General features: G+C 67.2%; 21 protein-coding genes. 9 read left to right on the top strand and 12 right to left on the bottom strand.

Annotation, left to right across the window (positions count from 1 at the left end; translation table 11 throughout):
• The first annotated feature begins 204 nt into the window (after positions 1–204).
• The gene (locus WFK61_RS06305) at positions 205–1,779 is read left to right on the top strand and encodes a Re/Si-specific NAD(P)(+) transhydrogenase subunit alpha (RefSeq protein WP_336810693.1); all 1,575 of its coding nucleotides are present in this window, start codon (positions 205–207) and stop codon (positions 1,777–1,779) included.
• Between the two features lie 13 nt (positions 1,780–1,792).
• Positions 1,793–3,226, top strand: a complete 1,434-nt coding sequence (locus WFK61_RS06300) for an NAD(P)(+) transhydrogenase (Re/Si-specific) subunit beta (protein WP_336810692.1) — start codon at positions 1,793–1,795, stop codon at positions 3,224–3,226.
• 83 nt (positions 3,227–3,309) lie between these two features.
• Here WFK61_RS06300 and WFK61_RS06295 read toward each other — a convergent pair whose 3' ends face one another.
• Both WFK61_RS06295 and acnA read right to left on the bottom strand, forming a co-directional pair.
• Positions 3,310–4,236, bottom strand: coding sequence for a GntR family transcriptional regulator (locus WFK61_RS06295; protein WP_336810691.1), 927 nt, complete (start codon positions 4,234–4,236; stop codon positions 3,310–3,312).
• 62 nt (positions 4,237–4,298) lie between these two features.
• The gene (gene acnA / locus WFK61_RS06290; protein WP_336810690.1) at positions 4,299–6,917 is read right to left on the bottom strand and encodes an aconitate hydratase AcnA; all 2,619 of its coding nucleotides are present in this window, start codon (positions 6,915–6,917) and stop codon (positions 4,299–4,301) included.
• A 122-nt stretch (positions 6,918–7,039) separates the two neighbouring features.
• On the opposite strand from acnA, the gene WFK61_RS06285 reads away from it, so the two are divergent.
• A complete protein-coding gene (locus WFK61_RS06285; protein WP_336810689.1) occupies positions 7,040–7,918 on the top strand; it encodes an AraC family transcriptional regulator in 879 nt (292 codons plus the stop codon).
• Positions 7,919–7,995: 77 nt separating this feature from the next.
• On the top strand, positions 7,996–8,907 hold the full coding sequence (locus tag WFK61_RS06280) for a PhzF family phenazine biosynthesis protein (RefSeq protein ID WP_336810688.1): 912 nt from the start codon (positions 7,996–7,998) through the stop codon (positions 8,905–8,907).
• Positions 8,908–8,932: 25 nt separating this feature from the next.
• Here the strand turns inward: WFK61_RS06280 and WFK61_RS06275 are convergent, their stop codons facing one another.
• From WFK61_RS06275 to WFK61_RS06230, 10 genes are all read right to left on the bottom strand, one after another.
• On the bottom strand, positions 8,933–10,762 hold the full coding sequence (locus tag WFK61_RS06275; protein ID WP_336810687.1) for an ABC transporter ATP-binding protein: 1,830 nt from the start codon (positions 10,760–10,762) through the stop codon (positions 8,933–8,935).
• Positions 10,759–11,649, bottom strand: a complete 891-nt coding sequence (locus tag WFK61_RS06270; protein WP_336810686.1) for an ABC transporter permease — start codon at positions 11,647–11,649, stop codon at positions 10,759–10,761. Before WFK61_RS06270 ends, WFK61_RS06275 begins: the two co-directional genes overlap by 4 nt.
• A gap of 202 nt (positions 11,650–11,851) precedes the next feature.
• Positions 11,852–12,790 carry an ABC transporter permease gene (locus tag WFK61_RS06265; protein WP_336810685.1) on the bottom strand — a complete coding sequence of 313 codons (939 nt, stop codon included), beginning with the start codon at positions 12,788–12,790 and terminating at the stop codon, positions 11,852–11,854.
• Between the two features lie 197 nt (positions 12,791–12,987).
• Entirely contained in the window at positions 12,988–14,541 is a 1,554-nt protein-coding gene (locus tag WFK61_RS06260; RefSeq protein ID WP_336810684.1) for an ABC transporter substrate-binding protein, read from the bottom strand.
• Positions 14,542–14,612: 71 nt separating this feature from the next.
• Positions 14,613–15,326 carry an SDR family NAD(P)-dependent oxidoreductase gene (locus WFK61_RS06255; protein WP_336810683.1) on the bottom strand — a complete coding sequence of 238 codons (714 nt, stop codon included), beginning with the start codon at positions 15,324–15,326 and terminating at the stop codon, positions 14,613–14,615.
• Positions 15,327–15,340: 14 nt separating this feature from the next.
• Positions 15,341–16,498, bottom strand: coding sequence for an NAD(P)/FAD-dependent oxidoreductase (locus tag WFK61_RS06250; RefSeq protein WP_336810682.1), 1,158 nt, complete (start codon positions 16,496–16,498; stop codon positions 15,341–15,343).
• A 14-nt stretch (positions 16,499–16,512) separates the two neighbouring features.
• Positions 16,513–16,941: a RidA family protein gene (locus tag WFK61_RS06245; protein ID WP_336810681.1), complete on the bottom strand. Its 429-nt coding sequence runs from the start codon at positions 16,939–16,941 to the stop codon at positions 16,513–16,515.
• A 193-nt stretch (positions 16,942–17,134) separates the two neighbouring features.
• Positions 17,135–17,635, bottom strand: coding sequence for a hypothetical protein (locus WFK61_RS06240; RefSeq protein ID WP_336810680.1), 501 nt, complete (start codon positions 17,633–17,635; stop codon positions 17,135–17,137).
• A gap of 28 nt (positions 17,636–17,663) precedes the next feature.
• Positions 17,664–18,443, bottom strand: a complete 780-nt coding sequence (locus WFK61_RS06235) for an SDR family NAD(P)-dependent oxidoreductase (RefSeq protein ID WP_336810679.1) — start codon at positions 18,441–18,443, stop codon at positions 17,664–17,666.
• A gap of 105 nt (positions 18,444–18,548) precedes the next feature.
• Positions 18,549–19,376, bottom strand: a complete 828-nt coding sequence (locus WFK61_RS06230; protein ID WP_336810678.1) for an alpha/beta fold hydrolase — start codon at positions 19,374–19,376, stop codon at positions 18,549–18,551.
• Positions 19,377–19,518: 142 nt separating this feature from the next.
• Here WFK61_RS06230 and WFK61_RS06225 point away from each other — a divergent pair, with 142 nt between their 5' ends.
• From WFK61_RS06225 to WFK61_RS06205, 5 genes are all read left to right on the top strand, one after another.
• Positions 19,519–20,508, top strand: coding sequence for a GlxA family transcriptional regulator (locus WFK61_RS06225; RefSeq protein ID WP_336810677.1), 990 nt, complete (start codon positions 19,519–19,521; stop codon positions 20,506–20,508).
• 99 nt (positions 20,509–20,607) lie between these two features.
• A complete protein-coding gene (locus WFK61_RS06220; protein WP_336810676.1) occupies positions 20,608–21,207 on the top strand; it encodes a TlpA disulfide reductase family protein in 600 nt (199 codons plus the stop codon).
• A complete protein-coding gene (locus tag WFK61_RS06215) occupies positions 21,204–22,301 on the top strand; it encodes a transglutaminase-like domain-containing protein (RefSeq protein WP_336810675.1) in 1,098 nt (365 codons plus the stop codon). The genes WFK61_RS06220 and WFK61_RS06215 overlap by 4 nt, the downstream gene beginning before the upstream one ends.
• A gap of 293 nt (positions 22,302–22,594) precedes the next feature.
• A complete protein-coding gene (locus WFK61_RS06210) occupies positions 22,595–23,512 on the top strand; it encodes a hypothetical protein (protein WP_336810674.1) in 918 nt (305 codons plus the stop codon).
• Positions 23,513–23,541: 29 nt separating this feature from the next.
• On the top strand, positions 23,542–24,813 hold the full coding sequence (locus tag WFK61_RS06205) for an extracellular solute-binding protein (RefSeq protein WP_336810673.1): 1,272 nt from the start codon (positions 23,542–23,544) through the stop codon (positions 24,811–24,813).
• The last annotated feature ends 76 nt before the right edge of the window (positions 24,814–24,889 follow it).

The following is a 24,889-nucleotide window of genomic DNA, read 5'->3' as shown; positions in this document are numbered from 1 at the left end:
CTGGCATTGTCTTCGCAGACGCGGCACAACGGACTCAACGCAGTGCGGGCGCGAGATCGCCCGGCTCGCCTTGGGTCATGCCTTCGTCGCTGATGGCGGGGAAGACATGGCCTGAACGGCGAGACGATTGTAGGACTGAAACATCGCCGTCAGGCTCGTCTCGGGCGGCATGGTTATCGATTAGGCTCTGGAACGGGGGGCGTCGTGAAGATCGGATCACCAAAGGAAACCTTCGCCGGCGAGGCGCGGGTGGCGATGACGCCGGACAGCGCGCTCCAGCTCCAGAAACTCGGCTATGACTGCCTGATCGAGACGGACGCGGGCGTTTTGGCCGGCTTCACCGACGATGCCTACCGCGCTGCCGGCGTGACGGTGGTCGCGACGGCTGCGGCGCTGTGGGACGAGGCCGACGTGATCGCCAAGGTGCGCCCGCCGGAGACGGCGGAAGCCGAGCGCCTGAAGGCCGGCAAGACGCTGATCTCGTTCTTCTATCCGGCGCAGAACAAGGAGCTGCTCGAGCTCTGCAAGGACAAGGGCGCCGACGTCATCGCCATGGACATGGTGCCGCGTATTTCGCGCGCCCAGAAGATGGACGCGCTGTCCTCGATGGCCAATATCGCCGGCTATCGCGCGGTGATCGAGGCCGGCAACAATTTCGGCCGCTTCTTCACCGGCCAGATCACGGCGGCGGGCAAGGTGCCGCCGGCCAAGGTGCTGGTGGTGGGTGCGGGCGTCGCGGGCCTCGCCGCGATCGGGACGGCGACCTCGCTCGGCGCCATCACCTATGCCTTCGACGTGCGCCCGGAGGTTTCCGAGCAGATCGAGTCGATGGGCGCCCAGTTCGTCTTCCTTGACTTCAAGGGCCAGCAGCAGGACGGCGCCACGACCGGCGGCTATGCCGCCCCGTCCAGCCCCGAGTTCCGTGAGGCGCAGCTCAAGAAGTTCCGCGAGCTCGCCCCCGAGATCGACATCGTCATCACGACCGCGCTGATCCCCGGCCGCGACGCGCCGGTGCTCTGGACCGCGGACATGGTCGAGGCGATGAAGCCGGGCTCGGTCATCGTCGACCTCGCCGCCGAGCGCGGCGGCAATTGCGAATTGACCAAGGCCGACCAGAAGGTCGTCACGCCGAACGGCGTCACCATCGTCGGCTATACCGACTTCCCGAGCCGGATGGCGGCGCAGTCCTCGACGCTGTACGCGACGAATATCCGCCACATGATGACGGACCTGACGCCGGGCAAGGACGGCAAGCTCGTCCACAACATGGAGGACGACGTCATCCGCGGCGCGACGGTGACCTTCCAGGGCGCCGTCACCTTCCCGCCGCCGCCGCCGAAGGTAGCCGCGATCGCGGCGCAGAAGCCGAAGGAGAAGGCCAAGGAGCTGACACGCGAGGAGAAGCTCGCTCTGGAGGCGGCGACTTTCAAGGCGCAGACCCGCTCGCAGCTGACCCTGCTCACCGTCGGCACGGTCGTGATGCTGATCATCGGCGCCTATGCCCCAGCGAGCTTCATGAGCCACTTCATCGTCTTCGCGCTGGCCTGCTTCGTCGGCTTCCAGGTGATCTGGAACGTGTCGCACTCGCTGCACACGCCACTGATGGCGGTGACCAACGCGATCTCCGGCATCATCGTGCTGGGCGCGCTGCTGCAGATCGGCTCCTCGGGCTGGATCGTCACCATCCTGGCGATGATCTCGGTGCTGATCGCATCCATCAACATCGTAGGCGGCTTCCTGGTCACGCGCCGGATGCTCGCCATGTTCCAGAAGTCCTGAGGGGGGCTCGGACGTGAGCATCGGTATCGTCTCCGCGGCCTATATCTCCGCCGCCATCCTCTTCATCCTGTCGCTCGGCGGTCTCTCGAACCAGGAAAGCGCCAAGCGCGCGGTCTGGTACGGCATCGTCGGCATGGCGCTCGCGGTCTTCGCCACGGTCTTCGGGCCAGGCAGCGGCAAGCTCTGGCTCGTCCTCATCATGTTCGCCATCGCGGCCGCCATCGGCTGGCAGGTGGCGATGAAGGTGCAGATGACCGAGATGCCGCAGCTCGTCGCGGCGCTGCATTCCTTCGTCGGCCTCGCCGCCGTGCTGATCGGCTTCAACGCGCATATCGAGTTGGGGTCGGTTCAGGCGCTCGAACCGGCCGCGCGCGCGGCGCTGACCGGCTTCGCGGGCGTGCTCGCGCACAAGAGCGGGGTCGAGATATCGATCCTGAAGGTCGAGGTCTTCCTCGGCGTCTTCATCGGCGCGGTCACCTTCACCGGCTCGATCATCGCCTTCGGCAAGCTCGCCGGAAAGGTAGACGGCAAGGCCAAGAAGCTGCCCGGCGGCCACATGCTGAACGCCGGCGCCGCGGCGCTCTCGCTGCTGCTGCTGATCGTCTATGTGCAGGGCGCGGGCTTCTGGGCGTTGTTCCTCATGACGCTCTTGGCCTTCTTCATCGGCTACCACCTGATCATGGGCATCGGCGGCGCCGACATGCCGGTCGTGGTCTCGATGCTGAACAGCTACTCGGGCTGGGCTGCGGCGGCGATCGGCTTCACGCTCGGCAACGACCTGCTGATCGTCGTCGGTGCGCTGGTCGGCTCGTCCGGCGCGATCCTCAGCTACATCATGTGCAAGGCGATGAACCGGAGCTTCATCTCGGTCATCCTCGGCGGCTTCGGCAACACCACCGGTCCGGCGCAGGCGATCGAGGGCGAGCAGATCGCGATCGATGTCGACGGCGTCGCCGCCGCTCTCAACGAGGCCGACAGCGTCATCATCGTGCCGGGCTACGGCATGGCGGTGGCGCAGGCGCAAGGATCCGTGTCGGAGCTGACGCGCAAGCTGCGCGCGGCCGGCAAGGAAGTGCGCTTCGCGATCCACCCGGTCGCGGGCCGTCTGCCTGGCCATATGAACGTTCTGCTCGCCGAGGCGAAGGTGCCCTACGACATCGTCATGGAGATGGACGAGATCAACGAGGACTTCCCCGAGACGGACGTCGCGATTGTCATCGGCTCGAACGACATCGTCAATCCAGCTGCGCAGGAAGACCCGAACTCGCCGATCGCCGGCATGCCGGTGCTGGAGGTCTGGAAGGCGAAGCAGGTCTTCGTTTCCAAGCGCGGCCAGGGCACGGGCTATTCCGGCATCGAGAACCCGCTCTTCTACAAGGAGAATACGCGGATGTTCTACGGCGACGCCAAGAAGAGCCTCGACGAGCTTCTGCCGAAGATCGCCTGAGATCAGGAAACGCTCAGGCGAACCCCGGGGATGCCCGGGGTTCGCGCGTCGTTGAATGCGTTGAGAGCGGGCCCCGGACTGCTTCAGCTGGCCTCTGATGCCGATGGCTGAGACAGCAGGGGCCTGAGTTCCGCGAGGCGGTCGATCGTCCGGCTCAGGTGAAGCCGCATCAAGGCCGCTGCTTCCTCCTGGCGCCGGTGGGCGAGGTAGTCGAGGATCGCGAGATGCTCCTCGCATTGCCGGCGGTAGCGCCGGCGGTCAAGCATCGAGCGATAGGACAACAGCCGCCGGATGCGGTTCAACCGCCTGATCGTGTCGAGGAAGAACGGATTGCCCGAGGCGGCGACGAGCGTTTCGTGAAAGCGGACGCCGCGCTCGTGCAGGGCATCGGGGCTGTCGGTGTCGATGGCGCCCGCAAGAAGCCGCTCTTCCGCCGCCCGGCAGGTGGCGATCGCTTCGGCACTGAGATGATAGCCAGGCTCCAGCAGTGCGGCGGGCTCCAGAGCCAGGCGCAAACGGTAGGTCTGCTCCAGACTTTCGGGCGTCGTCAGCACCGGCAGGAAGCTCCAGCCATAGCCGGCACGGCGCGCCGCCCAGCCTTCCTCCGCCATGCGACGGAGCACGTCCGACAGCTCGGCCCGCGTCAGGCCATAGCTCTCGCGCAGGAATATCTCCGTCGCCCGGGCGGGCAGGCGCCCCTGCAGATGATCTTCGGCGATCCGGAAATAGGCGTCCGACGCTTGGCTCTGCTCGGGCTCCAGCCCCAGCGTCTCGGCCGTCGGCAGGCGCCCTTGGGCGAGAAAGTAGCCGCGGTTGGGCCGATGTTCGACTGCGCCCTTGCCGGCGAGAAGCTGCAGGGCCTGCCCGACCGGAAAGCGCGATACCGAGAGCCGCTGGGCGATGTCCTGTGCACGCAGATGGGTGCCGGGCGGCAGGCCGGCATCGCGGACATGCTCGAGAATGCGTCTCGCAAGCGGTGTGGCCAGATCCTTGCGCTGATGCCGCGTCATGTCGCCGGAGAATCCGTGATCGCCCGTCCCATGCTCGTCTTACGGGGAAGGAAGGGCGCCGTTCAAGGCGCGCCGGCCAACCGCGACTGCAAGACGAGAGGGATGACCCCGCCGGAGCGCAGGATCGCGCATTCGAGTTCGGTCTCGACCGCCAGCCGCATGGGGATTTCTCGCCGGCCGCGTTCGCCGGTGATCGTCACCGTGATCGCGCTACGTGGCGTGAGATTTTCGGAGGGGATCGGCAGCTCGATGATGTCCTGCGCCGTCAGTGCAAGCGCGGCGAGGTCGATCGGCTCGGCAAAGACCAACGGCACGATGCCCATGCCGATCAGGTTCGAGCGGTGAATCCGCTCGAAGCTTTTGGCCAGGATGGCGTTCACGCCGAGCAGGGCCACGCCCTTCGCAGCCCAGTCACGCGACGAGCCGGTTCCGTAGCGCTCGCCGGCCACGATGACGCGCGGGATGCCAGCCTGCGTATAGCGCCGGGCGGCCTGGTAGAGCGGCAGCACCTCGCCGGTTCCGGCATCGATCGTCGAGCCGGGCGGAATGCCGCTGCCGAGCTGGTTGAGCAGGGTGCGGTTGGTGAAGAGGCCGCGCAGCATCACCTCCCAATTGCCCCGCCGGGACGCATAGACATTCAGGTCGGCCGGGTTCTCGCCATGCGCGACGAGCCAGCGGCCGGCCTCGCTGTTCGGCGGTGTCTGGCCAGCCGGAGAGATATGGTCCGTGGTGATGTCGTCGCCGAGCACGAGCAGTGCGCGGGCACGCAGATCGCCCAGCCGCGCCGGCTGATCCGGCGTGGCGAAGGGCGGGGCTCGCAGATAGGTCGAGGCCGGGTCCCACGGAAAGCGCGCCGTCGCGGGCGCGTCGAGCTCGGCCCACATCGCATCGGCGCTCGCCGCAGCGAAGGCACTGGCGAAATCGCCGGGCTGGACCGCCGATGACAGGGCGGCGTCGATCTCGGCGCCTGTCGGCCAGATATCGACGAGCCGGACATCGCGCCCGTCGGTCGCCTGGCCAATGGGATCGGCTGCGATGTCGCGGTCGGCGTCTCCCGCCAGCGCATAGGCGATGACGAGGGGCGGCGAGGCGAGGAAGCCCGCATCGATCTGGCCGTGAATGCGGCCGGGGAAGTTGCGGTTTCCGGAGATGATCGCCACCGGCACGACATCGTCAGCCAGCGCGCTCTGCATCGCCGGCGGCAACGGCCCCGACTGGCCGATGCAGGTCGTGCAGCCATAGCCGACGATCCCGAAGCCCAGAGCCTCCAGATCGGCCAGCAGGCCCGATCGCGCCAGATAATGCGCGGCGGCCGGCGAACCCGGCGCCAGCGACGTCTTGGTCCAGGCCGGGGGAGCGAGGCCGAGGCGGCGTGCCTTGCGCGCCAGCAGCCCGGCAGCGATCAGGAGTCGGGCATCTGTGGTGTTGGTGCAGCTGGTGATCGCGGCGATGGCGACGGGGTATCGCGGCAATGCGGGCGTCGCCACAGTGGAGGGAGCGAGGCCGGCAAGGCTCGCGCGCACCTGCTCCGGCGCGACGAGGTCCTGAGGGCGACGCGGGCCGGCGAGGCTTACGGCGATCTCGTCGAGATCGATGTCGACGATGCTCGTGTAGCGTGGCGCGGCGTCCGGTTCGAACCAGAAGCCCTGCAGCCTGGCATAGGCTTCGACGAGGGCGATGTGTCCGAGCTCGCGGCCGGTCGCCGCGAGATACTGGAGCGTGCGCGCGTCGACCGGGAAATAGGCGGTCGAGGCCCCGAATTCCGGTGCCATGTTGGCGATGACGGCCCGTTCCCCGCCGGACAAGGTGCTCACACCCGGCCCGAAGAACTCGACGAAGGCGCCCGCAACGTTGTGGCGGCGCAGCCGCTGGGTCACGGCGAGGGCAAGATCCGTGGCGGTGACGCCGTCGCGCAGCCGGTTGCGCAGGCGCACGCCGACCACGTCCGGCAGGCGCATCGTCACGGGAATGCCGAACATCACGCTTTCCGCCTCGGGGCCGCCAACGCCCCAGCCGAGCACGCCGATGCCGTTGACCATCGGCGTGTGACTGTCGGTGCCGATCAGCGTGTCGGGCACGGCCCAGCTTTCGCCGTCGATCGCGCTGATCGTGACGACCGTCGCCAGCTGTTCCAGGTTGATCGTGTGCATGATGCCGGTGCCCGGCGGATGGACGCGCACGCCCGGCAGGGCCAGCGTCGCCCATTTCAGGAAGCGGTAGCGCTCGCCGTTGCGTTCGTAGTCGCGGGCCTGATTGATCCGCACCGCATCGGGGCGTCCCGACACATCGACGCCGATGGAATGATCGACCGACACGTCGACCGGCAGGAGCGGCGCGAGCGAGGCCGGGTCGCCGCCCGATTGCGCGATCACATCCCGCATCGCCGCGATGTCGGCGAGCGCGGGCGTGCAGGTCGTGTCGTGCATCATCAGCCGGCCGGGCAGGAAGCTGAGCTCGGCCGTGCTCGTGCCGGTCTCCAGCCAGGCCCGCATCGCAGCCAGCGCCTGAGCCCGCTCTTCCTGGCCGAGAGGCTGCCGCAGCAGGTTTTCTGCCCAGATCCGGAAGACATGAGGCAGGCGCACGAAGCCTTCTCCGAAGGCGAGCGCGGACAGCGCGACGCGGCACGGAATGCCGGCGAGATCGACGATCGGGGAAAGGTCGGGTTTCGTATTAAATTGCATATTAAGTTTTATAAATGCAAAATCTCGATCTGAGAAGCGCCGCCGAAACTGACTTGCGCCAGATATTTCGGCTGCCGCGCGCGGCCGATTTCCTCTCTCAGGGACCGGTGCTAGGCTGGGCGATGCTTCGCTCCATCCAGCAACTTCGCGATGCGTCGACGGCTGCGGCGCTGCTTGCCGACAGCGAGGAGCAATTGGCCCTTCTCGGCGGCGGCGGCGCCTATCATGTGCCGTGGCATTGGCACGACGGCCTGATGATCTTTCTGCCGGAGGCGGGGGCGGTCGATTTCCGGGATGAGACCCGGAAGGCAGGCGCCTGGCTCGGCGAGGACCGCTTCGTGGTGGTGCCGAAAGTCATGGCCCATCAGACGACGGCGGTCCGCGAAAGCCACCGGCACATGGCGCTCTACGCGACGGACAGCCAGCTATCGACGATCGAGGCGCGTCTCGGCTCGCTCGGCCGTGCCCGCGTGAAGCTGGCGAAGCCGGCCTTTTTCGCGATGACGCCCGATATCCGCGCGTTGCAGCGCTTGTGCCGGGCGGGCGAGGACGGAGACAGGGCCTCGCACGCCGCCCGCAGCCATCTCGCGGCAGCCCTGCTGATCCATTGCCTGGCCGAGATCGAGCGAAGCGATCCGCTGCCGGCGGCGCGACCGGATGGGCATGGCGACATGCTCGTCTCCGAGATCAAATCCTTCATCGCGCAAAATGCCGGCAACGATCTGCCTCTCGATCTGATCGCGGAGCTGTTCGGGCTTTCGCGGCGCCATGCCACGCGCCTGTTCCGCGAGAACACGGGAACTTCGATTGCCGCCTTCCATGAGCAGGAGCGCATCAGGCAGGCGCGGGAGCTGCTGTCCGAGACCGGGCTTCCGATCGGCGAGATCGCCTGGCGCGTGGGCTATGAATCCGGGTCCGCCCTGAGTCGGAGCATGCGGCGCGTGACCGGCCTGACACCGACGGACCTGCGCCGGGGCATGGCCCGATCCGACAAGACATAAGGCCCGCTCGGTCGCGCCCCGATCGGGCCCGCCCGCTACCCTGGCCGGAATCGAGGGATTCCAGCGGGAGCACGGGGATGGACGACATCCGGCTTGTCAATGTCTTCACGCATCAGGGGCAGGGCGGCAATCCCTGCCCGATCGCGATCGACGCCGCGGGCTGGGGCGAGGAGGACATGCAGGCGGTGGCCCGGCGCTTCGGCCATGAGTCCGGCTTCGTGCTGCCGGCGGCCAGCGCCGATTTCGACTACATGTTCCGCTTCTGGGTTCCGCGCCACGAGATGGAGATGTGCGGGCATGCGACGATCGGGGCCCTCTGGTGTCTCGCGAGGGCCGGCAGGCTCGCCGCCGATCAGGTCCGCATCGCGACGCGCAGCGGCCCGGTGACCGGCTATGTCGGCCTGGATCCGTCGGGGCAGCCGTCTATCGAGATCAGCCAGCCTGTCGGCAAGGTCGTCGACCTGACGCCGGCGGAGGAAGCGGATGTCCTGTCGACGCTCAAGCTGACGCAGAACGATTTGCTCGACCTGCCGATCCAGAACGCCGTGACATCGCGCGTCAAGACGCTCATCCCGATGAAAAACCCGGAGCGTCTCAACGCCCTCGTCTCGGACATGGCGCGGACGGAAGCCTGCTGCGAGCGCATCGGCTCGACGGGGCTCTATCCCTATGCGATCGGCGATCAGGCCGGGCGTCGCTTCGAGGCGCGGCAATTCCCCAAATCGTCCGGCTATCCGGAGGATGCCGCGACCGGCATCGCCGCCGCGGCCCTGGCTTTCGGCCTGCTCCAGAACGGGCTCGTCTCGCAGGACAGCCGGCGCATCACCATTCTGCAGGGGCGCGCGATGGGCTCGCTCTCCGAGATCGGCGTCCGCCTGGGCTTCGCCGATGACCGGCCGGTCGGCTGCCTGCTCGGAGGAGCGGTCAGTCTCGCCGAGCAGGGGGATCGCCATGGGACCGGCGACCACCTCGCCGAGGGAACAGCCTAGAGGGCTTTCGGCCCTCCAGCTTTGGTCATGTCCGGCCCGCCTCCGTCGTCCGGCGGATGAAATGACCGGGGCTGACTTCCACCAGCGCCGTCGGTGGCGCCTGCCAGTCGAGCTTGCGGATCGGGCTCGGCAACTCGTCGACGGCAAGCTCGCGCCGGAGCGCGCGGCGGCCGGGATCGGGCACCGGCACCGCCGCCAGCAGCTTGCGCGTGTAGGGATGGCGCGGGTCTGAGAAGACGGCCTCGCGCGGGCCGATCTCGACGATCTCGCCGAGATACATCACGGCGACGCGATGGCTGACGCGCTCGACCACCGCCATGTCGTGCGAGATGAAGAGATAGGCGAGGCCAAGCTCGGCCTGTAGGTCGAGCATCAGGTTTAAAACCTGCGCCTTCACGGAGACATCGAGCGCGGAGACCGCCTCGTCCGCCACGACGAGCTTGGGCGAGAGTGCGAGCGCCCGGGCGATCGCGATGCGCTGGCGCTGGCCGCCGGAGAATTCATGCGGGAAGCGCACATGCATCTCGGGGGCGAGCCCGACCTTGCGCAGCAGTTCCGCGACGCGGTCCTGCGCTTCCGCGCCCTTGGCGAGGCCGTGGACGAGGATCGGCTCCGCCAGCGCGCTGCCGACGCTCTTGCGCGGATTGAGGCTGGCGAAGGGATCCTGGAAGATCATCTGCATGTCGCGGCGGACATCGCGCAACTCGCTCTTGCCGAGCCCGGTGACGTCACGCCCGCCGAAGCGCACCGTGCCGAAGGAGGGCTCGACGAGCCGCAGGATCGAGCGCCCCGTCGTCGATTTGCCGCAGCCGGATTCACCGACCAGCGCCAGCGTCTCGCCGCGCCGCAGGCTGAAGGAGACATCCTCGACGGCATGGACCTGTCCGCGCAGGCGCCCGAACACGCCGCCGCGGATGCCGAAGCGGGTCGTCAGTCCCGCGACTTCGAGCAAAGGCGGCTCGGCTGCCTGCACCGTGTCGGGCTGCTCGACCGGCTTGCCCTCGACCTTGCCGTCCTCGGGATCGATGCGCGGGAAGCGCAATGGCCGGGCATGGCCGCTCATGTCGCCAAGCTTGGGCACGGCGGCGAGCAGCGCCTTGGTGTAGCCGTGGACAGGATCGTTGAAGACCTGTGAGGCTGGCGCATCCTCCAGCTTCCGGCCCTTCCACATCACCACGACGCGGTCGGCGATCTCGGCGACCACGCCCATGTCATGGGTGATGAAGAGCACCGACATGCGCTCCTCGTCCTGCAGCGTCTTGATCAGCTCGAGGATCTGCGCCTGGATCGTGACGTCGAGCGCCGTCGTCGGCTCGTCGGCGATCAGGAGCTTGGGCTTGCAGGCCAGCGCGGTCGCGATCATCACGCGCTGGCGCATGCCCCCGGAGAGCTGGTGCGGATAATTGTCGAAGCGCGTCTTCGCCGAGGGGATGCGCACCTTGTCGAGCATGCGCAGGGCCTCGGCCTTGGCCGCGCCGGCATCGAGGCCGCGGTGGTAACGCAGCGCCTCGGCGATCTGGAAGCCGACGGTGAGCACCGGGTTCAGGCTCGTCATCGGCTCCTGGAAGATCATCGCGACGTCGTTGCCGCGGACCTTGCGCATCTCCTCCTCGCTGAGCGCGAGCAGGTCGCGGCCCTCCAGCGCGATCCTGCCCTGAATGCGGCCATTGGCAGCCGAGACCAGGCGCATCACCGAGAGCGCGGTCACGCTCTTGCCCGAGCCGGATTCGCCGACGATGGCGACGGTCTCGCCAGGCGCCACATCGAAGCTCAGGTCTTCGACGGCCCAGCGCCATTGCCCGCCGACGCGGAAGGCGGTCTGGAGGTTCTCGACGGACAGGACGGGGCCGCTCATCGCTCGCCCTTCAGCTTGGGGTCGATGGCGTCGCGCAGGCCGTCGCCGAGGACGTTGAGCGCGAAGACGACCACGAGGATCGCCAGCGACGGCGCCAGCACCAGCCAGTAGCTGTCGAGGATGTTCTCGAAGCCCTCGCGAATCATGCCGCCCCAGGTCGCGATCGGTGGCTTGACGCCCAGCCCGATGAAGGCGAGCGAGGCCTCGGTGCGGATCGCGTTGGCGAGCCAGAGCGAGGCCATCACCAGGATTTCCGGGAAGATGTTGGGCAGGATGTGGCCTGCCATGATGCGCGCATCGGAGAAGGCGAGCGCCCGGCCGGCGCCGATATAGTCGCGCTCCTTGACCGTGATCGTCGGGGCGCGGGCGATGCGGGCGAAGGAGGGGATCGAGGTCAGCGCGATCGCGATGGTGATGTTCTCCATCGAGGGGCCGAGCATGGCGACGAGGATCAGGCCGAGGATCAGCGAGGGGAAGGCGAGGAGGATGTCCATCGCCTGCATCACAACGATGTCGAAGCGCCCGCCGTAATAGCCGGCGAGCAAACCGATCAACGAGCCCACGACCATGGCGATGACGGTCGAGGCGATGCCGATCACCAGCGAGATGCGGGCGCCGTAGAGCAGCCGCGAGAGGATGTCGCGGCCGAAATAGTCGGTGCCGAGATAGTAGTTCTCATGCGGCGGCTGGAGCCGCGACAGGATGTTCTGCTCCAGAGGGTCATGCGGCGCGATGACCGGCGCCAGCACCGCCGCGAGGATCAACGCGACGACGATGGCGAGCCCGACCCAGGAGGTCTTGTTGGCGTTGAAGGCCCCGATCGTCGCCTTGAGCCAGCGCAGGCGCGGCGGGGCGACGGGGGCGGCATCATGGACGGAGGTGCTCATGACAGCGCTCCTGAAACACTTGGAGCCCTCATCCTGAGGAGCGCCATAGGCGCGTCTCGAAGGATGCTCCAGACGTCTCCGGAGCCTCCTGGAGCCTCCTTCGAGACGCCATTCCCAAGGGAATGGCTCCTCAGGATGAGGGCTCGAAGAGGCTGAGGCCTGACACTCGGGACGAGGGCTGAGTGATTGATCGACCGCGCGCTCATGACAGCTTCACCCGGGGATCGACGAGGGCGTAGGTGATGTCGGTCGCGATGTTCACGAGCACCACGATCAGCGTGTAGATCACCATCATGCCCTGCAGCATGGTGTAGTCGCGCTGGTTCAGCGCGCCGACGATCAGCTTGCCGAGGCCCGGCCGGTTGAAGACGATCTCGGTCAGTACCGAGTTGCCGATCAGGATGCCCAAATACAGGCCTACGATGGTGATGATCGGGATCAGCGCGTTGCGCAGTGCGTGACGCCAGATCACGACGCGCCAGGGCACGCCCTTGGCGCGGGCGCTGCGGACATAGTCCTCCTGCATCACCTCCAGCATGGCCGAGCGGGCGACGCGGGTGATGTAGGCCGCCATGATCAGCCCGAGATTGAGTGCCGGCAGCGCCATGGACTGGAACCAGGCCGAGGCCGAGCCGGTGCCGGCTGAGATCACCGGGAACCAGCGCAGCATGATCGCGAAGAGGATCAGCAGGATGATCGCCGAGACGAAGGGCGGGAAGGAGAGGCCGAGAAGCGAGGCGATGCGCGTGACATAGTCCGGCATGCGGTTGCGGTTGACCGCGGCCCAGACGCCGAGCGGCACGCCGATGACGATGCCGATCGCCAGCGAGACGATGGTCAGCTCGATGGTCCAGGGCAGGACGGCGAGGACCTCCTGGATCACCGGCCGGCCGGTCACCAGCGAGACGCCCCAGTCGCCACGCACGGCGCCCGCGAGGAAGGACGTGTATTGCTCGGTCATCGAGGCATCGAGGCCGAGCCGCGTACGCATCGCGGCGATGGCCGCGGCATCGGCCTGATCGCCGAGGATCACCTGCGCGGGGTCGCCGGGCACGATCCGCACCACCACGAAGACCAGCGAGAGCACGGCCCAGAGGGTGACGATGGCGAAGCCGAGGCGTTTGACGAGGAAGGCGCTCATGATGCCGCCCTGTTGGAGAAGCCGTTGACCAGGCGAGAAAGCCGGATCGTTGTATACGGAAACTCGACCGTCATCCCGGGCTTGACCCGGGATCCATCGAAGGGCGTTGGAGCTCTACGATGGATCCCGGATCGGCGCCGCTTCGCGGCTTGTCCGGGACGACGCCGAGGTTCCTCGTGAAATCGGGAAATCCGACCTCACTTCGTGAAGCGCGTCGTCTCCAGCACCGGCGGGCCGAGATTGAGCGAGGCCTTGAGCTCGTAGCCAAGGTCGAGGCTGTCCTTGTAGGCCCAGAGCTGCATCATCTCGTTGACCGGCACGGCGCAGACTTCCTTGATGATCTTCTCCTGCGCGGTCTTCCACAGGGCGAGCTGCTTGGCCTTGTCGGTCTCGGAGCGGGCGGCATCGATCTCGGCATCCGCCACCTTGCAGTGCGAGAAATTGGTGACCGCCGTCGGCGTCTTCACGATCGCCCGCGAGTGGAAGAACTGCGAGAGATAGACATCGGCCACCGGGAAGCGCGCCGCCTGGAAATGCACGACCTGCGAGAGGTCCTGCCGGATCTGCTGGTGGAAGGTCGCGTGCTCGACAGGCTGGATCTCCAGCGTGATACCGGCGCGCTTCAGCAGGGCCTGCGTCGCTTCGGTGAAGCTCAGCATCGAGGGCAGCGTGGTGTTGATCGCCTTGATGGTGACGCCGTTGGGGAAGCCGGCCTCCGCCAGCAGGGCTTTCGACTTGGCAAGGTCGAAGGGCAGGAGCGGCGCCTTCTCATCCGTGCCGAGATAGCCCGAGGGCACGACCGAGACGGCCGGGCGCGAGATGTTCTTGCCGCGGAACTGCCAGATCGCGTTGCGGTCGATGGCATGGGCGAAGGCCTGCCGCACCTTGATGTTGTCGAGCGGCGGCTGGCTGGTGTTGAGGTGCAGCACCGACATCTCGGCCGGGCCCATCGCGACGACCTTGACGCCGGGCAGCGCCGTCATGCGGTCGACCCAGGCCTGTTCCTGACGCCCCAGCATCATGTCGAGCTCGCCGGACTGGAAGGCGAGGTCGCGCGAGGAATCCGAGGGGATGAAGCGGTAGAGGATTTCGGTCAGCTTCGGCTTGCCGCGGAAATAGTTCGGGTTGGCGACGAGCTTGGCGTATTGCTGCGGCACGTATTCCTGGAACATGAACGGGCCGGTGCCGACCGGCTTCTTGGCGAAGCCGTCCTTGCCCAGCTCCTCGGCGGCCTTCTTACAGACCATGTTGCCGCCGTGGTAGTTCATGACGATGCCGAGCAGGCTTGGGATCGCCTGCTTCAGTGTGATCTTGACGCTGTACTTGTCGGGCGCCTCGATCGCATCGACGGCGGCATAGTCCGACGAGAAGGCCGAGCTTTCCTTGGTCGCGGCGCGCTTCAGCGAATAGACCGCGTCCTCGGCGGTGAACTCGCCATAGCCGTGATGGCACTGCACGCCCTGGCGCAGCTTGAAGTTCCATTCCTTGCCGTCGGCGGAAGAGGTCCAGCTCTCGGCGAGATCAGGCTCCATGAATTCCGGCGAGAGCTCGCCCGGCTTGATGCGCACCAGCCCGTTGAACATCCATTGCAGCATCGCCTTGCCGGGCGTGCCGGAATTCAGATGCGGGTCGAGCACGCCGGCATCCGAACTCTGCATGCCGACGGTGAGCACGGTCTTCTGCGCGAGGGCCGGCCCGGCCATCAGGGCGCCGGCCACCAGCGCGGCGAGGATCGAAACGGGTCTCTTCATGGCTCTTCCCCTGCTTTTGTCGTTGAGCGTGATGATCGAGATCGGGTAGCGGCGCTCTCCCGGCGCCTTCGTCAGAGCGTGTCCTCCAGCCTGCAATTGACCAGCAATTCCGCGACGGTGGCATTGTTGGGCAGGGCCAGAACGGTGGCAACCAACGCGGCGAGATCGGCCGGCTGGGTCATGGCTTCCGGCGGCAGCGCGGTGCTCGCAGCCGTCATGTCGGTGCGTACGAAGGAGGGGCAGAGCGCGGTCGCGCGCACGCCCTTGTCCCAGGCGATACGGCGCGCCGCATGGTTCAGCGCCATCATCGCGTGCTTGGTCATGTTGTAGGCGACATGGTCGTTGCGCACGCGCTTGCCGGAGAGCGAGGCGACATTGACGATGCGCCCGGCGCCGCAGGCTTCCAGATGCGGCAGGACGCAATGGATCAGGTTGAGCGGCCCCTTGCAGTTCGCCGCCCAGATCGCGTCGAGCGCGGCTTCGTCGGGCGCGCGCAGCGTCATGGCGCTGTGCATGCCGGCATTGTTGACGAGCCCGTCGATCCGGCCGAAGCGCGCGGCGGCGGCATCGACCCAGGCGCGGTGGCTCGCCCAGTCCGCGGCATCATAGCGGGCGATGTGAAGGCGCGACGGGTCCCAGCCGGCGCTCATCGTCTTCAGTGAATTCAGGTCGCGCCCGCCGAGGCTCAGGCTGTAGCCCTGCGCTTGCAGCAATTCGGCGATGGCGCGGCCGATGCCGCGATTGGCACCGGAGATCAGGATGACGCGTCCATCGGGGGGCAGCATGGCGAGGCGATGTCCTATCCGTGCAAGGTGAGTTCGGCGGCCTGTCGCCTGCCCTCGGTGAAGCGGCTCAGCCGGAAGGGCGAGAGATCGAAGCGGGACCTGCGTTCCAGCGCGAGATCGGCCAGGATTTCGCCCGTGACGGGGCCGATGCCGAAGCCGTGCCCGGAGAAACCGGCGGCGACGACGAGCCCGTCGTTTCCTGTATCGGCATCGATGGCGGGCAGGGCGTCCGGCGTGAGATCGATCAACCCGCCCCAGAGCCGGGCGATGCCGGCTTCCGCCAGAGCCGGGAGGAGCTGCGTCGTGCGGGCGATCAAGGCCGCGATATCGCGGCTGCGCGGGGCGAGCGAGGCTTCGGTCCAGCTTGCCGGATCATGCGGCCAGTCGCCGATGCCGGTGGTGACGCGCAGCCGCCCGTCGATCTCCTGCCGCCCGGCACAATCGGCATTGGCGACGCCGAAGACCGGCGCGAGCAGGGGCGGCAGCGGCACGCTTTGCATGACGCAGACCAGCTTGACGATGAGTGGCAGGTCGAGCCCGAGCGGGGTCAGCAGCTCCGGCGTATGAATGCCTGTCGCCACGATGACGCGGCCGGCGGCGATCATCTCACCGCTTTGAGTCTCGACGCCGGTGATCCGGTCGCCCGAACGGGTCAGGGCGCGAACCGGGACGCTTTCGCGGATGATGGCGCCATGCCGACCGGCGGCTTCGGCATAGGCACGCACGGCCCGGACCGGATCGGCATGGCCATCGCCCGGGCAGAAGGAAGCGGCGAGGATGCCGGGTCCGATGGCCGGTGCCCTGGCGCGCACCGCGGCGTTGTCCGGCAGGTACTCGATGGTCAGGCCGAGCTTGCTCTGTTGCGCGACCAGCTCGCGGATGACCGCGACTTCCGCCTCGGTTCGCGCCAATCGCAGATTGCCGTGGCGGCGATAGCCGGTCGGCGCGCCGAGTTCCTCGTCGAGCCCACCCCAGTGTTCGACTGCGGCCTGCGCCAGCGGCAGTTCGGCCGGGTCGCGCCCGGATTGGCGGACGCCACCGAGCGTCCAGCTCGATGCCATCGCCGCGAGGCTGCGGGCTTCGAGCAGCGTCACCGAATGGCCGGCCCGCGCGATCTCGTAGGCGGCCGAAACCCCGCTGATCCCACCCCCGACGATGACGACGTCCGGCATGGCGATGCCCGATTTCAGGAGAGATCGACGCTGATGCGCTGCTCCGGCTGGTCCGGGTTGCGCCGCTTATAGGCGGTGACCTCGAACTCGACCTTGAGCTCGGGCTGGCCGAGCGGCGTGCAGGTCGTGGTATTGGCCGGGTCTATGCCTCTGAACTTGGCGCCTACGACCTCGTTGACCTCGTCCATATCGGCGATGTCAGGCACGAAGACCTTGACCGCGACGACATCCTTCAGCGAGGCGCCGACAGCGGCGAGCGCGCCCTCGATATTGCTAAAGGCCTGCTCGGCCTGACCCTTGGCGTCGGGAGCGATGGCCCGTGTCTTGTAATTCCTGCCGGCGGTGTTCGAGACGAAGATCATGTCGCCGGCGACGACGACCCGCGAATAGCTGTTCAGGGTCTCGTATTTGCTGCCGGATTTGACTTTGACGATCTCGCTCATGGCGGTCTCCGGAGGCTGCACCCGGCGCTGCCGGAAGCCCTCGCCGGCAGGCACCCGATTGCGGGAATTGGTGTATACCACTTGAGTTGATCCGGGCTGTCAAGGACATGCCGGGCGGGAACGAAGCTGCCGGTAGCTACTGTAATTCTGGTTGTAGAGGCAGTGGGGAACGTTCTGGTGTATACCAACCACTTTAGGCGGCGGCGTTGGACTCCCGGCGGCGCGTTGCGCGCACCGCGAGGGTGCCGACAGCGAGCGCGGCGATCAGCAGGATGGTCTGGGCGATCACGAAGGGTGGTTCGCTCTGCGTCGGCGCCAGCGGCTGGAGGGCGGGGACCTTCTGGAAGGACTGCACGATCAGCACGAAGAGATTGAGGTAGAGCGCGAGCGTGGCGGCAACGGCATAGGCAATGCCGGCGGCGCGCTGCGCCCGGAACGGCCAAGTCGCGGCGGTGACGGCGAGCGCCACCATGGAAATCACGCCGAAGAGGAAGGCCGGCGTCACGCCGCTGAACGGGAACAGGAAGCCGGTTACGCTGGTCAGCGCCGTCGTGATCAGGAAGGCGGTCTGCCAGCCAACGAGCCAGCGGCCGGCAGCGAGGGCCGGCATGGCCACGAGTCCCGTGGCGATGCCGATCAGGCTGACCGCGACATGGACGGTCAGCAGAGTTTCGATGGAAAGTCCGGGGATCATGATGGTGGTCCTTGATCTGGCCGCTGCTTCAGGCGCCGTAGCGCGAGGCGGGCTTGCGAAGGGAAAGGCTCGGGCGCAGCGCGCCACGGGCGGCGAGGAAGCGCTCGAAATCGGCGTTGTCGGGCAGGGACGGAATGGTGATCCGCTCGCCGAGGTCGAGGCCCGCGAGAGCGGCATCGACCATGTCGTCGACCGACATCACCATCTCGGCCGGGATCTGGGCGAGGCGCTCCTCTTCCCAGATCGCCGTGCGGGTGATGCCCGGCAGCACGGCCTGGACATGCACGCCCTTCGGCCCGAGTTCGGCCTGCAAGGCCTCGCTGAAGGCGAGCACGAAGGCCTTGGTCGCCGGATAGACGGCCGTGAAGGCTTCGGGCATCAGCGCGGTCACCGAGGTGATGTTGACGATGGTGCCGGCGCCGCGGGCGGCCAGACGCGGGGCGATTGCGGCGGCGAGCCGGGTCACGGCGGAGACGTTCAGCGCGATCATGCTGTCGATATGGGCGGGGTCGGCGGTCAGGATCGGCCCCTCGCCGGCGATGCCGGCATTGTTGACGAGCCCGGTGATCGCCGCGTCCTCGCGCAGCCGCTTCTCGACGCGGGCGAGATCGCCGGGCTTGCCGAGATCGGCGGCGAGCACCTCGACGGCGACGCCGGTTTCCTGACGCAGGCGCTCGGCCAGGGCCTGGAGCTTGTCGGCGCTGCGGGCGACGAGGACGAGATCATGGCCGCGCCTGGCGAGGCGGTCGGCATAGACGGCGCCGATGCCGTTCGAGGCGCCGGTCACGAGGAAGGTCTGCTGGGTCATCTGGGTTCTCCGGGGCATGAGGGGGCGAGCGGACGGCATGGATGCCGTCCGGCGCCGGGTTCGCGATGAGTGAGGGGTGGCCGGATCGATCCGGCCGGCGGGTGGTCAGCCCTTGATGAAGGCCAGCAGGTCGGCGTTGAAGCGGTCCTGATGGGTCTGGGTCAGGCCGTGATCGGCGCCCTCATAGACCTTGAGAACGGCGTGCTTGACGATCTTTACCGTCGAGAGCGCCGCGGCGCCGATCGGGACGATCTGATCGTCGTCGCCATGCAGCACCAGCGTCGGCTTGTCGAAGCGCTTCAGGTCGGCGTTGAAATCGCTCTCCGAGAAGGCGCGGATCGAGTCGAGCTGGCCCTTGAGCCCGCCCATCATGCCCTGCTGCCAGAAGCTCTGGCGGATGCCCTCCGAGATCACGGCGCCCGGCCGGTTGTAGCCGTAGAACGGGATGGTCAGGTCGAGGAAGAACTGCGAGCGGTCGTCATAGGTGCCCTTGCGAATGCCGTCGAAGACGTCGATCGGCAGGCCGCCGGGATTGGCCTCGGTCTTGAGCATCAGCGGCGGCACCGCGCCGATCAGGCCGATCCTGGCGACCCGGCCCGTGCCGTGGCGGCCGATATAGCGGGTGACCTCGCCGCCGCCGGTCGAATGGCCGACAAGGATCGCGTCCTTCAGGTCGAGCTGCTCGATCAGCTCGGCGAGGTCGTCGGCATACTGGTCCATGGTGTTGTTGGCCCAGACCTGGTCGGAACGGCCATGGCTGCGCCGGTCATGGGCGATGGTGCGGAAGCCCTGGTTGGCGAAGAAGACCATCTGCGCGTCCCAGGCATCCGCCGTCAGCGGCCAGCCATGGGAGAAGACGATCGGCTGCCCGTCCTTCGGGCCCCAGTCCTTGTAGAAGATGCGGGTGCCGTCGCGGGTGGTGATCGTGGTCATTGTCGTCATCCTTTCAGTGCCTTGAGGAAACTCGCCGGGACGTCCGCGCCCCGTGGTTGAAGGATTACGCCGCGTGAGGAATGATCGGGATTGGCGGAACCGACATTCACCGGGCCAAAACCGACAATCGTGGAGACGAGCCATGGTCGCAGCCATTCCAGCGCCGCCGAAGGCCGAGATCGGGCTCGTGCTCTATCCGGGCTGCCAGACCGCCATGGTCCATGGCATGACCGACCTCCTCGACATTGCCGGGCATTTCTCCGCCAAGCGTGGTGGACCGGGGCTGCGCGTCAGCCATTGGCGGCCGGGCGAGGACGGCCGCCTTGGCCGAGCCTTCGACAGCCATTCTGATCTCGACCGGCCGATGGAGCCCGCCGTGCTGATCGTGCCCGGCCGGCTCACCGGCCCGATGGAGATCGAGGAGGCGACACCCTATGCGCGCTGGCTGCTCGACCGCCATGCCCAGGGCACGACGCTTGCGGCCAATTGCGGCGGGGTCTTCGCGCTGGCGGCGACCGGCCTTTTGTCGGGGCGCCCGGCGACGACGCACTGGCTTTTCGCCGATGCCTTCCGCGAGCGCTTTCCCGATGTCCGGCTCGATACCGACAAGATGGTGATCGAGGACGGCGACATCATCACGGCCGGCGGCTTGATGGCCTGGACCGATCTCGGCCTCCGGCTCGTCGACCGGCTGCTGGGTTCGACCGTGATGGCCGAGACCGGCAGCTTCATGCTGATCGATTCCGCCGGGCGCGAGCAGCGGCATTATTCCCGTTTCGCCCCGCGCCTGACCCATGGCGACGAGGCGATCCTGAAGGTTCAGCACTGGCTGCAGGCGCGCGAGGCCAAGGCGATCAGCGTCGGCGAGATGGCGAAGGTGATCGCGATGGAGGAGCGCACCTTCCAGCGCCGCTTCAAGGCGGCGACCGGGCTGAAGCCGATCGAATATGCCCAGCATCTACGTGTCGGGAAGGCGCGCGAGCTGCTGGAGTTCACGCGCCGCTCGATCGAGCAGATCTCATGGGCCGTCGGCTACGAGGATGTCGCGGCCTTCCGCAAGCTCTTCCATCGCCTCGTGGGCTTGGCGCCCGGCGATTACCGCAGCCGCTTCGCCGCGGTTGCCACCGCCTGAAGGGCTCGGAGCGGCGGGGCCGCGGCTGCTCTGCTGCCCACGCTCGTCCCGTCAAAAGTAGAAATTGACGTTCTCCGGGCCTTGCCCGCAAGATGCACTGTGGCTGCCGTCAAGGCTCCCGAGTTTCGGGGCGCTCATCGACCGGATCGCAGGCTGGAACCGTTCCGGCGAATTCTGCTGGCCGCCATCTCGCTCATTCTCGTCAAGACGCCCTGCGCGGCAGCCGAGTTCAGCTCCTGGTCTGCCGAGGCGCCGCCGGCGCTGGTGCTCAGCCAGCTCGACGGTCCCCGCATCGACCTCGCGGGGTTTCGCGGCAACCCCGTCATCGTTCATTTCTTCGCTACGTGGTGCGCGCCCTGCATCGAGGAAATGGCGTCGCTCAATGCCCTTGCCGCCACGAGGAAGGGCAGCCCGATCATCCTTGCCGTCAGTGTCGGCGAGGTCGATGCGCGCGTGCGGAACTTCTTCCACGATCGTCCTGTGGCCTTTCCGATCCTGCTCGATCGCGACCGCGCCGCGATGAAGACATGGCAGGTCGAAAGCCTGCCGACCAGCTTCCTGCTCGACCGCGATCTCAAGCCCGCGCTCAAGGCGGCCGAGCCGCTCGACTGGACGAGCCCGCCGGTCGCAGCAGCGCTGGCGGCTTTGCCTTCCACACCGCCGAAGGACCACCAACAGGGAGAGGAAACAGTGCCATGATCAGCCGTCGCGACATGTTGAAGACCGGTGCCTGCGCCGCAGCCGCTCTGGCGCTGCCGCGCCAGGCCGGCGCGCAGGCCGCTTCCTTCGCGCCCAAGCCGGGGGCCTGGCGCAATTTCGAGGTGACGACGCGTCTCGAATTGCCGGCGAACGGCAAGGCCCAGGCCTGGATTCCACTGCCCTCGATGCGGGAGGACGAATGGATCAAGCCGGGCAAGAGCGGCTGGGAAACCAATGCGCTGTCCGCCGAGATCGTCCGCGATCAGAAGCACGGCGCCGAGCTTCTGCACCTCGTCTTCAAGGATGGCGAGACTGCTCCGCGCGTCGAGCTCCGCAGCGGGTTTGCTCTGCGTGACCGGGCCGAGGACCTCGCGACGAAATCCGCCGTGCCGGCATTGGGGGAGGCCGATCGCAAGCTCTATCTCGAGGCGACGGAACTGATGCCGACCGACGGCATCGTCCGGGAGACCGCGGAGAAGGCGGCCGCCGGCAAGGCGGGCGATCTCGACCGGGCGCGGGCGATCTATGAATGGGTCGTGGCGAACACCTTCCGCGATGCCAGGACGCGGGGCTGCGGCACCGGCGATGTCGCCTCGATGCTGCGGACCGGCAACCTGAGCGGCAAATGCGCCGATCTGAACGCGCTCTATGTCGCACTGGTCCGCAGCGTCGGCATCCCGGCCCGCGACATCTATGGCATCCGCGTCGCGCCCTCGAAATTCGGCTACAAGAGTCTCGGGACGGGATCGGATGTCATCACCAAGGCCCAGCATTGCCGGGCGGAGATCTGGCTCGACGGCCATGGCTGGGTGGCCACCGATCCTGCCGATGTCCGCAAGGTCGTGCTCGAGGAGCCGCCGGGAAACAACACGGTCGACGATCCGAAGGTGGTCGCGGCGCGGCAGGCGCTGTTCGGTGCCTGGGAGGGCAATTGGCTCGGCTACAATGCCGCGCACGACCTTGTCCTGCCGGGTTCAAGCCACAAGGTCGGCTTCCTGATGTATCCGCAGGCGGAGGTTGCGGGAGCGCTGCTCGATTGTCTCGATCCGGATACGTTCAAATACATGATCCGATCGACCGAGCTGGCGGCCTGAAAGCCTATCGGGGCGAAGGCAGGGCCTTAGCCCCGATCCGGCATTGCCGGTGCATTGCTCCGGTTCGATCCGGCTGAGCGGGGCCGCGCGCTGCATGGGCACGCTCGGCCCTTGTCGTCTCTCGATACGCGCGGAGTTTCCTGGGCTCGCCCGATCCCGCTCCTGCCAGATTTCGACTTGTGCCGAAGAAACTGGTTCTATATTGGTCTATATAGAGGCGCGGCTCGCGCGCCAGGGCTGGTCAATCGGGAGCATCCGGAACGGTGCAGGGCGAAGGATGCGCTTCACGGTCGATGGATCGCTCCGTCTCGGTTGGCGAGGAGGCCGGCCGTTGCTGGCGCGTGCTCTCGCAGGCCAGCGACAAGGGCAGCGCCGCCTATAACGAGGATATCGCCGGCGCTGCCGGAGCCTGCGCCTGGATCGTCGATGGCTCGGCGTTCTTCACCGGGAGCGCCCGGACGGTCGATGAATCGGAAGGAGCCTGGTTCGTCCGGCGCATCGATGCGGCGCTGCGGGCCGATCCGCCGGATGACACGCCTTTCGCCGCCTGGGCCGAAGGGCTCGAGCAGCAATTGCAGCGGGACTATGCGGCGCTCGGGCAGGGACATCCGGAGCGCGAGGCGGGCGAGGGGCCTTCCGCCGTGTTCGGCCTCGTCCGGCTGCGGCGTGAGGGCAATACCTGCCGCATCGAAGGCGCGTTGATCGGCGATGTCTCGATCCTGATCCGGGACGGCGACCGGATTGAGCGCTGGACCGATCCTTCCGCCGGCCCGTTCGAGGCCCGCACCATCGCGGCCGCCACTGCTGACGGGCACCGTCCGGGCGAAGTGATTTCCGCCAATGCGCTTGCGCAGATTCTCCGCAACCGGCGCTCGCTCAACCAGCCGGGCGGCTATTGGGCTGCCAATCCGGGCCTGAGCTGGCGAGCGGGCCTGCGCCTGTTCTCGGCCGAGATTTCGCCGGGGGCGACCGTGCTGCTCGCCTCTGACGGTTTCATGCGCCTCGTCGATGTCATCGCGCATCATGACGAGGCCGGGCTGATGGATGCTGTCGAGCGCCTCGGCGCGTCGCGCGTCATCGCCGAGTTGCGCCGGCTGGAAGGCGCCGATCCACGCGCCGAGCGTTTTCGGCGCGTCAAGATTCATGACGACGCCACCGCGCTGGTCGTAAGACCGGGCCGGCGCCGCAACACGAGCGGAGAATCGCCGTAAGGCGATCGGAAACAACGAGGGAGAGTGACATGTTGGCCGGGATTCAGACCAAACCCATCGTCAGGCGCGCGCTTGGAAAGCTGGCGCTGACGCTGTTCGCCGCCGCGACCGCCTTTGCCGCGCCGGCGCAGGCGGAAGACATCACCGTGTGGAGCTGGCGCCAGGAGGACAAGGCGGCCTATGCCAAGCTGATCGCCGCCTTCCGCAAGCACCATCCCGATATCAATGTGAAGTTCGAGGCCTTCGAGGCGGCGAACTACAATACCGTGCTCTCCACCGCCCTGGCCGGCGGCACCGGCCCGGATGTCGTGCAGGTGCGCGCCTATGGCACGCTCGGCGTCGGCAAGCCGGATTATCTCGTGCCGCTCGACAAGGCGATGGTGCCGGAATTCGCGAACTTCCCGGATTCGGCGATCGCGGCCGAGACGATGCGCGCCGACGGCAAGCTCTATGCCGTGCCGCTGGCCTCGCAGACCATGCTGATCATCTACAACAAGGAGCTGTTCGAGAAGGCGGGCGTGACGCCGCCGAACACCTGGGACGAGCTCGTCAGCGTCTCCAAGACGCTGAAGGAAAAGGGCATCAACCCCTTCGGCAACGGCACGGCAACCGCCTGGCAGAACGAGACCATCGTTGGCTCCCTGCTCTCCTCGCTGATCGGCGCGCAGTTCGAGCAGGACGTGCTCGCCGGCAAGGCCGATTTCACCGATGCCCGCTTCGTCGGCGCGCTGACCAAGCTCAACGAGATCAAGGACTATTTCGCGCCGAACTTCTCGGGCGTCGACTATGCCGCCTCGCAGCAGCTCTTCGCGGCGGGCCGGGCTGCGATGTTCGCCGGCGGCTCCTTCGAGATCGCCAATTTCCTGCGCCAGAACCCCAAGCTGAAGCTCGGCCTGTTTCCGTCGCCGGTGGCCAAGGCCGGCGATCCGCGGCTGGTCGCGCTGTATTACGACGGCGGCTATGCCATCAACGCGGCGTCCAAGAAGCGGGAGGCGGCCCTGAAGTTCCTGCGCTTCATCGGCACGCCGGAATTCGGCACGGCCTTCTCGAACGAGCTGCAGAACATCTCGCCAATCAAGGGCGTCGCCTTCGAGAACCCGCTGCTCAAGGAGGTCGCGACGCTGAACCAGAGCGCGATGTCCTACATCATGCTGGTCAATTTCCGCTATCAGGAGCCGACGGGTTCGGTGCTGCTGCAATCGGGCGTGCAGAAGATGCTCGCCGGCAAGGCGACGCCGGCCGAAATCGGCGCGGAAATCACCAAGGGCATCGCGACCTACTACGCGCCCTTCAAGAAGTAGGTCCCAGCGCGCTTATTTTGCTCGGAACCTGACCGTCATCCCGGACAAGCGGCGCAGCCGCACAGATCCGGGATCC

Origin of the sequence: Allobosea sp. MMO-172, from assembly GCF_037147855.1 — a bacterium.
In the GTDB taxonomy this organism is placed as follows: Bacteria; Pseudomonadota; Alphaproteobacteria; order Rhizobiales; family Beijerinckiaceae; genus Allobosea.
This window is presented reverse-complemented; position numbering and strand designations above follow the sequence as displayed.